The organism is Tabrizicola sp. TH137 (genome assembly GCF_002855575.1).
In the GTDB taxonomy this organism is placed as follows: domain Bacteria; phylum Pseudomonadota; class Alphaproteobacteria; order Rhodobacterales; family Rhodobacteraceae; genus Paragemmobacter.
The window spans coordinates 858,735-868,965 of record NZ_PKRQ01000002.1 but is presented as its reverse complement, the minus strand read 5'-3'; the positions used below and the strand labels follow the sequence as shown (position 1 = coordinate 868,965).

Annotated in this window: 9 protein-coding genes; 3 read left to right on the top strand and 6 right to left on the bottom strand. The window is 66.3% G+C overall.

The window, feature by feature from the left end:
- Positions 1-160 precede the first annotated feature (160 nt).
- Both C0V75_RS09625 and C0V75_RS09620 read left to right on the top strand, forming a co-directional pair.
- Entirely contained in the window at positions 161-1,540 is a 1,380-nt protein-coding gene (locus tag C0V75_RS09625; protein ID WP_158241814.1) for a sensor histidine kinase, read from the top strand.
- A 1-nt stretch (position 1,541) separates the two neighbouring features.
- Entirely contained in the window at positions 1,542-2,768 is a 1,227-nt protein-coding gene (locus C0V75_RS09620; RefSeq protein WP_101920644.1) for a sigma-54 dependent transcriptional regulator, read from the top strand.
- 1 nt (position 2,769) lies between these two features.
- On the opposite strand, the gene C0V75_RS09615 is transcribed toward C0V75_RS09620, so the two are convergent.
- From C0V75_RS09615 to C0V75_RS09590, 6 genes are all read right to left on the bottom strand, one after another.
- A complete protein-coding gene (locus C0V75_RS09615) occupies positions 2,770-3,507 on the bottom strand; it encodes a phosphotransferase (protein WP_101920643.1) in 738 nt (245 codons plus the stop codon).
- Positions 3,504-4,490, bottom strand: a complete 987-nt coding sequence (locus C0V75_RS09610) for a hypothetical protein (protein ID WP_101920642.1) — start codon at positions 4,488-4,490, stop codon at positions 3,504-3,506. Before C0V75_RS09610 ends, C0V75_RS09615 begins: the two co-directional genes overlap by 4 nt.
- Before the next feature lie 169 nt (positions 4,491-4,659).
- Positions 4,660-5,499, bottom strand: a complete 840-nt coding sequence (locus C0V75_RS09605) for an ABC transporter permease (RefSeq protein WP_101920641.1) — start codon at positions 5,497-5,499, stop codon at positions 4,660-4,662.
- Positions 5,500-5,512: 13 nt separating this feature from the next.
- On the bottom strand, positions 5,513-6,436 hold the full coding sequence (locus C0V75_RS09600) for an ABC transporter permease (protein ID WP_101920640.1): 924 nt from the start codon (positions 6,434-6,436) through the stop codon (positions 5,513-5,515).
- A gap of 3 nt (positions 6,437-6,439) precedes the next feature.
- Positions 6,440-7,522, bottom strand: a complete 1,083-nt coding sequence (locus C0V75_RS09595; RefSeq protein WP_101920639.1) for an ABC transporter ATP-binding protein — start codon at positions 7,520-7,522, stop codon at positions 6,440-6,442.
- Between the two features lie 177 nt (positions 7,523-7,699).
- On the bottom strand, positions 7,700-8,827 hold the full coding sequence (locus C0V75_RS09590) for an extracellular solute-binding protein (RefSeq protein ID WP_158241813.1): 1,128 nt from the start codon (positions 8,825-8,827) through the stop codon (positions 7,700-7,702).
- Positions 8,828-9,136: 309 nt separating this feature from the next.
- Here C0V75_RS09590 and C0V75_RS09585 point away from each other — a divergent pair, with 309 nt between their 5' ends.
- Positions 9,137-10,228 (top strand): glycosyl transferase family 90, encoded by a 1,092-nt coding sequence (locus C0V75_RS09585; protein ID WP_101920637.1) that lies wholly within the window; start codon positions 9,137-9,139, stop codon positions 10,226-10,228.
- Positions 10,229-10,231 lie beyond the last annotated feature (3 nt).

The window sequence follows — 10,231 nt, the reverse complement described above, 5'->3', positions numbered from 1 at the left end:
GTGCCTCCTTTCGCCCCGGCCGCGGGGCGGTTCTGGGGCAAATGGCGGGGGCAATTTGGGGGAAATGCCCCAGAACGGCCCCCCGGGCCTGCGCAGCATGATTTGCGCCGCGCGCGAGATGTGGTTTGCTGTGCAGAGACCGAAACCGGCGGAGGATGGCATGAGCCTTCTGATCGGCGCGACCAGCCTGCGCGATTCACCGCATCATCTGCGGATGCTGACGATCTTTTTCGTCATCAGCTTTCTGGCCATCTTTTCGACTGCCGCGATCCTTTCGACGGCGTTGTCGCGCTACATTATTCATCAGATGATGATGCGCGATGCGATGGTTTCGACGGAGTTCCTGAATTCCATCGTCCATGTCGAGCAGGCGGCGCCCTATTTCATGGGCATCACCGATGCGCCCACGCCGCCCGACGTGCAGGAATTCGTGTCGCATGTGTCGCGGCTGCCGGATGTGTTCCGGGCCAATGTCTATGCCTTTGATGGGCACATCCTGTGGTCGAGCGATCCGCAGATGGTGGGCAAGAGGTTCGAGGACAACGAGGAACTGGAACACGCTATGGATGGCCGGCTGGAGCCGGAACTGAGCGTTGTCAGCCGGGGCGACAAGGATGAACATGTCGGCTTCCCCGATGGGGTGGACCGGTTCATCGAATATTACATCCCGATCCGCCGCGAGATCACCGGCGAGATCGTGGGGGCGGTGGAGGTTTACAAGGCACCGGAAAGCCTGCTTGCCTCGATGACCGAGATCCGCAAGCTGGCCTGGCTGGGCGCGCTTGCGGCGGGCTGCGCGCTGTTTGGCGGGCTGGCGGTGGTGGTGGCCTATGCCAGCCGCGTCCTTCAGCGGCAGGAGGCGCGGATCGTCGAGACGGAGCGGCTGGCCGTGGTGGGCGAGATGGCCTCGGCGGTGGCGCATGGGCTGCGCAATCCGCTGGCGGCGATCCGGTCCTGCGCGGAGCTGACGATGGAGGACGATATTCCCGACCACAGCCGCGATGCGATCCGCGACATCACCAATCAGGTGGACCGGCTGGAAAGCTGGATCCGGGCCTTCCTGATCCGCAGCCGCAATGACCCCGGCAGTCTTTCGGATCAGGCGCAGATCGACCAGGTGATCCAGCGCTGTCTGGAGAATTTCGAGCCGCAGATGCGCAAGCGCGGGATCGTTTCGGTGATGTCGGGGGGGCGCGGCCATCCCATCGCGCTGGCGCAGCCGTCGGAACTTGAACAGGTGCTGAATTCCATCATCTCGAACAGCATCGAGGCGATGCAGAAGGGCGGCAAGCTGGGGATCGGCTGGTCGAGCCGCCCGGATGGCAAGATCGCCATCACGATCACCGATACCGGGCCGGGCATCCCGCCCGACATGGTGGGGCGGCTGTTCAAGCCCTTTGAGACGGGGAAGGCGGCAGGGCTGGGCGTGGGTCTGGCGCTGGGGCGGCGGATCGTGGAGCGGATGGGGGGATCGCTGGATCTGAAGAACCGCCCGAGCGAGGGTGTGGAAGTGACGCTGATCCTGCCGGGGCATGGCTGAGATGACCGATATCCTGGTGATCGAGGATGAGGATGTGCTGGCGCGCTCCATCGTGGGGTTTCTGGAACGGCGCGGCTTTTCGGCCGGTTTCGCCATCGACGGGCAGAGCGCGCTGGCGCTGTTCCGGCGGGAAAGGCCGCGGCTGGTGATCCTGGATGTGCGGCTGGGCCGGGAGAACGGGCTGGACCTGCTGCCCACGTTGCGCGGCATAAATCCCGAGGCGCAGGTGGTGGTGATGACCGGCCATGGCGATGTGGGGATTGCGGTCGAGGCGATGAAGCGGGGGGCGCGGGACTTCCTGATGAAGCCCGCGCCTCTGGCGATGATCGCCGGGATGGCGGCGGATCTGATCTTGCAGGACAGCGCGCGGCCCATGGATGTGACCGGGGTGGACCGGATCGTCGGGCGATCCTCTTCGGCCATCGACCTGCGCGCGACCCTGCGGCGGCTGGCTTCGGCGGCGGAAGGGCAGCAACCGCCCGGCGTGCTGCTGACCGGGCCGCGGGGCAGCGGCAAGACGCTGGCGGCGCGGGCGCTTTATGACTGCGCGCAGGAGGTGCGCGGGCGGATGGAAAGCGTCGATTGTTCGGTGGGTGGGGATGGCCAGATCGAGACGGCGCTGGCCGCAGGTGCGCGGGTCCTGATCCTGCGCCATGTCGATGCGATGGGCGAGGAGGATCAGGCCCGGCTGGCGCGTGCGCTGGAGGCCGATCCGGGGCTGTGGGTCATCGCGACGACGTCGCGCAACCTTGGCGCGATGGAGCGGAAGGGGGCCTTCCGGCCCGATCTTCTCTATCGCATCCAGGTGGGCTGGGTGGATGTGCCGCCGCTGGCGGATCACAGTTCGGATATCCTGCCGCTGGCCGAGGAATTCGCACGGCGGACGGCCTTCCGCTTTTCGCGCAGTCGCCCCCGGCTGACCGGGGAGGCACGGGTGAAGCTGTTGCAGCATGACTGGCCGGGCAATGTGGCCGAGCTGGAGAATTGCATCGAGCGGGCGGTGATCCAGTCCAGCGACGGCATGATTGCGGCCTCTGACATCAAGATCATCGACCAGACGGAGCGCGACGAGGTCGTGGTTCCCAACCTGACCAAGATGGAAGAGACGGCTTTGGTGAAGGCCCTGCGGGTGACGGGGGGCAATGTGTCGCGCGCGGCAGAGATGCTTGGCATTTCACGCGACACCCTGCGGTACCGGATGGAGAAATTCGGGATTTCAAGGCGTTAGGTCAGGCCTTTGCAAGGTCTGCGCCTTGCCCGGCCAGGGCTTCGACGGCATCAAGAAGCGACCGGTCGCCGCCTTCGGCGCGCTTGAGCGCGCGGCGGATCAGGGCGAGGGTCTGATATGCGCTGAGGGAGGCGGCGTCTATCCTGCCGCCGAGCAGATGCCAGCAGGCGCCGACGTCGCGGCGCGAGCGGACCAGCCGCAGGGGAAGCGGATCGGGCGAGGGGATGGGACGGGTTGCCAGCCAGGCGATCAGGTTGCCCAGATCGGCCTCGGCGGGGCCGAGGGCAAGGTCATCCAGATCGAGAAGCCAGGATTGCCCGTCGGCGGTGCGGATGACCTGACCGGGGTGGAAATCGCCGTGGCAGAGGGTTTGCCCCGGTGGAGGAAGGAGAGCGGCCTGCCGGTCGGCAAGCCTTGCGACCGAGGCCGGGGCGAGGGCGAGGCGCGGGCGGATGCGGCGGAGCGGATCGTGACCATCGAGGCGGAGGCCGGGCGCCTTCAGTCGGGTCAGGGCCAGCAGGGGAGACAGCAGATGGGGCAGGGTGGCGACGAGGTCGCCGCCGCTGCTGCCGGTGATCCGGGGAAAGCGGAGCGTATCGGCATCCTGCCGGGCCGGGCGGGGGGTGGCGATGCCCGCGGCCAGCAGGGCCTCGGCCCGGTCGAGTGCGGCCTGCGCCGCGGTGGCGCTGGAAAAGCGTTTCAGAACATGGCTTTCGCCAATGAGGACGCGGGCGGTCATGCGACGGCGAGGATCGCCCGCGCCGCCCGATCTTCGCCACTGGGGCCGAGATCGACGGGCGGGCGGCGGAGGCGGTGATGCAGGACATGGGCCAGCCAGTCGCCGCCGGTCAGGCCGAGGGGGAGGCAGTTGGCGGGGGCGAGGCGGGGGGACCAGAGGCGGACGCGGCTGTCCTGATCGTCGATGGAGCGGGGGATGGGGATGAGATGGGTGGGGGTGGTGGTGGTGGCGAGTTCGAGGACGGAGTTGTAGCCGGCGGTGGAGATGACGGCATCGGCGGTGTGGAACAGCCGGTTCAGGCTGCCGCCGGGGTCGGTGATGGCATCAATTCCGGGCACCTGGCCGAAGGACCGGGCGCGGGGACCGATGGCCTGGATGGCGTCGAAGGGCAGCGGGCAGAGGTGGCGGAGGCGGGTCAGAAGAGTCCCGATCTGATCATATAGGTCGGCTGCCGTCTGCTCTGTCCCGCCGCCCCCGGTGGCGATGAGAAGGCGCGGGCGCGACCGGGAGTCCGGACCAGCGGCCTTGGCCATGCGATAGATCCAGCCAACGGAAACAACGTCTTGCGTGCTGCCTTCGGGCATTCGCGGCAGCCAGTGATTGGCCGGATTGGCGATCAGGACGCGGGACCATGGGTGCTGGGCGGGTTGGAAGCGGGAGAGCTGTGCGTCGGGTGTTTCCCGCAGAACGAGAATTCGGGGGGTGGCCGGGGATTCGAGTTCGGGCAGGTTCATCGTGTCGAGGACAGCGGTGAAAGGGGCGGGGCCGGCCGCGGCGGGCATCGCGGCGCGGTCGGCGACCGTGATCCTGTCGAAGGCGGAAAGGTCTTCGGGATCAAGCCCTTGCGGGGGCGCGTTGGTGACCAGACGCAAGGCGCGCGTGGGCGCGGCGCGGCGAAGGGCGCGGGCGATGGTGGCGCTGCGGCGCAGGTGGCCGAGGCCGGATTTGGAGGTGGCGAAGAAGACGATGGCGTTGGCGGACACGGCGGATTCCCCGGTTATCGCCGTGCAGCATGCTGTGCCGCATTCTGTGCAGCAAGTTGTGGCCACGCAGCGCACTGGGGTATATCGCCCAGCGCAACGGGGGGAAGGTCATGTTTCGCAGGGGTGATGCGCGGGCGGCCCCGGCTTTGGCGGGGCCGCCCGGAGGCTGTCAGTCTTCGGCCGGGGCGGTTTCGCGCATCAGCCGTTCGATCCGCCGCCGCCGCAATTCGTAGAGGATCGCGGCCAGGATGGTGACGGAGATCATGATCACGGCGAGGGCGTTGATCGCCGGGGTGATGCCCGAACGGACCATCGAGAAGACATAGACCGTCAGCGTATCCGCCCCGCCGCGGGTGAACTGGGTCACGTTGTAATTCTCGATCGACTGGAAGAAGGCGACGGCGCCGCCGGCCCCGATAGCGGGATAGAGATGGGGCAGAAGGATGCGCCGCATCACCTGCGAATGGCTGGCGCCGAGGTCGAGCGCCGCCTCTTCCAGCCCGGCATCGAAGCTTTGCAGGCGGGCGAGGACAAGGAGCATCACCATGGCGGCGATGTAGCTGACCTGACCGAGGACCGAGAGATGGAGGCCGGCCCCGAAGAGGAAGAACTCGGTATCCAGCGCGTTGCCGACCTTTGTCCAAAGCAGCATGGTGGAAATGCCGATGACGACGCCGGGGATCAGGATGGTGGAGATCATCAGCCCGTAGATCACCGTCCGCACGCGGCCGGAGATCGAGTTGATGAGGATGGCTGAGGCTGTTCCCACGATCACCGAGATGAGGGCCACGGCGGCCGCCACCCAGAGCGTGTTGACGAAGGCCAGCATCATCCGTTCGTCGGAGGCCATTTCCCCGAACCATTTCAGGGTCCAGCCCTTCCACGGCACGATGGAGGGAAGGCGCGAGTCGTTGAAGGCCGCGCCCGCCATGACGAGCAGGGGGGCGATGAGGTAGATCAGGAACAGCGTCGCGTAGAGATGCGAGAGGCTGAGGCGAAGGCGATGCATCGTCTGTCCTCCCTTACTTCGCGATGTCCGACAGCTTTACCCTGAAGGCCCGCATCGCGATGGCGACGAAGACCGTGCAGAGGAAAAGCAGCAGGAAGGCATAGGCGCTGGCCGTGTTCCAGTCGAGCGCGTCGTTGAACCACTGGTTGATGGTCTGGGTGAACCATTGCGACGTGGTGGAGCCGAGGATCGACGGCACGAGAAGGGAACCTGCCGAGAGCATGAAGACCATGACGGAGCCGGAGGCGATGCCGGGCTTGGCATGGGGCAGCACGATGCGCCAGTGGATCTTCCACCAGGAGGCGCCAAGGTCTTCGGCCGCCTCGATCTGGTTGGTGTCCAGCGAGGAGACGGCGTTATAGACCGGGAAGAGCATGAAGAGGACATAGGTGTAGATCAGGCCGATCACCACCGCATCGTAATCCGTGATCCAGCGGATCGGGTCTTCGATGATCCCGAGCGCGAGGAGCAGCGAGTTGAGCGGCCCCTTGAAGGCGAGGATGATCCACCAGGCGAAGGCGCGCAGCACCTCGGACACCCAGAGGGGCACGAAGATCAGCAGAAGCAGGGTGGGGACGGAGCGGGGATTGGCGATCTTGGCCATGTAATAGGCCATGGGATAGGCGATCAGGAAGCAGAGCGCCGTCACCACGACCGAATACCAGATCGTCAGGAAGAAGGTCATGACATGGACGGGGATCATGAAGGTGATCCCGAAGGGGGAGACTTCCACCTCGCCCCCGAAGACCTTGAGGTAGTTGTCGAAGGAATAGACATCCTTCGGCCCGCCCACCTCTGTCACCGGGAGGTAGGGGCGGAAGGAGCTTTCGAAGAGGGTGATGTTGGGGACGATGACGAGGATCACCAGCCAGAAGAAGACCAGAAGGCAGATGATCGTCGTCAGGCCCAGACCGTAGCGGCGGAGCAGGTCCTGCATGGGTCAGCCCCTCGTATCCGCATCGGGCAGGATGGAGGCGTGGCGGGCGTCGAAGCCCATCCAGACCTGCGCGCCCACTTCGGGGATGGCGGAGGAGCCGTCATTGCGGAGTTCCGCCGTCATCTTCATGCCGCTGTCGGTGACGGCGTGGACGGCGATGAAATTGCCTTCGAAGGAGACTTCCTCCACCTTGCCGTGGATGGCGTTTTCGGCCGGGGCGGTGGCGCTGATCAGTGTGTGTTCGGGGCGGACATAGAGTTTCACGCCCTTGCCCGTGGCCTTTTCGCCCAGACGGGCGCGGAAATGCCCATGCGGGGTGGAGAAGGCGGCGATGCCGTCGGCCACCGCGCCCACGTCGCCGGTGAAGATGTTGTTCTCGCCCACGAAGGAGGCGACGAAGCCGTTGACCGGGTTGTTGTAGATGTCGCGCGGGTCGGCGATCTGCTGGATGCGGCCATGGGACATGACGCCGACCCGATCGGACATGGCGAGGGCTTCGCCCTGGTCATGGGTGATGTAGATGAAGGTGACGCCGGTGCGTTTCTGGATGGCGCGGAGTTCGGCGCGCATGTGCTGGCGCAGCTTGAGGTCGAGCGCCGAGAGCGGTTCGTCGAGAAGCATCACCTGCGGTTCGACGGCGAGGGCGCGGGCGATGGCGACGCGCTGCTTCTGGCCGCCGGAAAGCTGCGACACCATCTTGTCACCGGCGCCGGGCAGATCGACGAGCTTCAGCAGTTCCTCGGCGCGGGCGCGGCGGGTGGCCTTGTCCACGCCGCGGACTTCCAGCCCGAAGGAGATGTTTTCCCAGATCGGCATGAGCGGGAAGAGCGCGAGGTTCTGGAAGATCAGCGCCGTGGGGCGCTGGTTCGGGCGCTGGCCCTTCATGTCCTTGCCGCCGATGCGAATGGCGCCCTGCGTCGGGTCGATGAAACCCGAGATCATGCGCAGGATCGTCGTCTTGCCGCAGCCCGAGGGGCCGAGGAAGGAGAAGAACTCGCCTGGCTTGATGGAGACGTTGGCGTTGTCAACCGCGCGGAAGCTGCCGAAATCGCAGCAGACGTTTTCAAGTTCGATACCGGCGCTCATCGCGCTGTGTTCCCCTGTCGTGGTTCTTGTTCGTTGCCGTCAGGCTAGCAGGCTGGACACCGGGCGCAATGTGTATCGCCAGATGGTCGTGCCGGATGGGGCCAGACGGAAGGTGTTGCCCAGCAAATGAACACGCCGGGCCATGGGGCCCGGCGTGAGGAAGGCATGATCCTGCGATCAGGCCGCCTTGTACTTGTCGGCATATTCCGCGCGCTTGGCGAGGAATTCGGCCGACTGGTCGGGCCACCACCACAGTTTCGACAGCGCGTCGTCGTTGAAGGTACCGTTGTAATAGGCGGCGACTTCCGGATCGAGAAGGTCGGACGCACCCTTGCCCACCGGGTTGGAGGAGAAGGCCGAAGCCCAGCCCGCCGCGCCTTCGGCAGTGGAGACCCATTTCACGAATTCATGGGCCTGTTCCACGTTGGTGGCGTTCTTCATCATCACGAAGCCCTGATGCCAGGCGAAGGCGCCTTCGACCGGGGCGACATAGGCGAAGCCGTCATTGCGCAGGTTGAAGCCGGTCGAATCCCAGCACAGGCCGACGGTCGCGCCGTTGGCGGTGAAGCCGGCATTCGCCTCGTTCTCGCCCGACCACCACTGCACGACATTGCCCTTGGCCTTCACGGCCTCGGCCAGCGCGATATCCCAGAGTTCGACCATGGCGGCCATGTCGCTGTAGCCGTCCATCCACGGACGCGGCAGCTTGCCCTGTGCGTCGAGCCAGCGGCCCATGGCGGCGAGCGACGAATGCGGGCGCAGCACGGCCTGGTTTTCCGGGTTGAACAGGTCACCCAGCGAGGGCGGGGTGGAGAGCTTGGCGTCGGCGGTGTTGACGACCAGCGACTCGGTCCCCCAGACGGAGGGGACGTATTTCAGCGCGCCGCCCGGACGCGACCGTTCGCCCGCCGCGCCATCGGCGAGGCCGGGAAGGTAGTTGTCCATCGCCAGCTTCGATTCGTCGAAGGTGCCGAGAAGGCCGTTCGAATCCCAGGCGCCGACACGGTCGATCGTCGGTTCGATCACGTCGATGCCGCCGGCTTCGAGCGCGACCTTGGCTTCGGCGAACATCGTGTCCTGGTCGGGAAGTTCCTTGAAGTTCACCTTGATGCCGGTGGCGGCTTCAAAGGCCGGGAAGACCTTTTCGGCCAGCGCCGGATAGCCGGCCCAGCCCGTGAAGTTCAGCTCGCCCGAAGAGGCGAGGGCCTTGCGCGAAACGATCGCGGGCGCGGCAAGCGCGCCGATGCCGAGGGCGGTGCCCTTGAGCAGTGTGCGGCGGTCGAGGGTGGAGTAGGATTTGGTCATGTAGCTCCCCATTTCTGGCCGCCCGGCTGCACTGTGCAGAGGGCGGGGTGCTGATCGGACTACCCTGCCGATCTTGTCGGTATAGGTGGCACGATTCGCGCTGATAGCAAACTGTGTTTTCATGATAGTTGCGTGATGGTCGGGAAGATTGCGGCGCGGGTCCGCGTCTTGCCGGTGTTCCGGGCACCGTGGCGCCTTGGGAAACCGGGCTGCGGGTTGTTTCGGCGGAGTCGCGGCAACCTCGGGTTGATCCGGGCGCGGGCGGGGCGGGGTGTTGGCTGCGGAAGCGGGCCGCGCTAGGGTCGGCGCATGGGGGAAGACGAGTTCACAGCGCGTTCTGTCGATCTACAGATCGGCGGCCAGCACGGCCCGGTGGCGCAGGGGGATGCGGCCTTGCTGCGCGGCTTGCAGCGGTCGAGCGGCATGGCCATTGCCTGGTGTCCGGCGCGCGGTGAGGTGCTGGCGCTGGATGCGGCGGGGACGGGGATGCGTCCGGTCGATCTGTCAAAGGGAAAGGTCAGCCCAAAGACGACGGGCGCGCTGGCGGCGCTGCGCTCGGCGGGGGCCGATTTCGGTTTCGTTCTGGACATGCAGGATCGGCGGGCCAAGCGCATCGCGCCGGAGGGCGAACCGGTGCCGCCGGTCTTTGCCTTCAACCGGTTGACGGGGGACGGGCAGCGCATCCTGCTGCCGCTGCCGGTCTATCATGATTTCGGCACAGGGCATTTCGCCGATGCGGTGCGGCCCGATGCCGTGGCCTGGGAGGAGAAGGTGCCGCGCGTCGTCTGGCGCGGGATCACGGGCGGGCGGGCGGCGCTGGATGCCGAGGGTCTGGTCGAAGGGATGCGGGTGAAGATGGCGATGCGCCGCCATCGCGAGGGCCGGATGAGCGAGGCGGAGCTGCGCGCGGTGCTGGCCGCCTGTCCGCGCTGGGGCCTGCTGGAGCGCCTGAAGGACGATCCGCGCTTTGACATGGGATTTGTCGATGGCGACGGCTATGTCATCGCGCGTACGCCGCTGCACGCGCATCTGGAGCGGCCGAGGATGCCGCAGGTTGCCATGCAGGGTTATCGCTATATCGCGGTGCTGCGGGGGCTGGATGTCGGATCGTCCTTCTATTGGGTGATGCATTCCGGCAGTCTTGGCATGGTCATGGAGACGCCGTTCGAAACCTTTGCCTCGGGCCATTTCCGGCCCTGGGAGGCCTATCTGCCCTTCGCTCTTGATGGATCGGATCTGCGCGCGCGGCTGGACTGGGCGGAGGCCAATCCGGGCGCGGTGCGGGAGATGGTGGCCAAGGCCGGGGCGATTGCCGCCTTGCTGATCCGCGCCGATCTGCGGGAGGCGATCCTGCGCCGGGTGGTGGCGCGGGTGGCGGCCTTGCCGAGGGTGACGCTTTAGGAC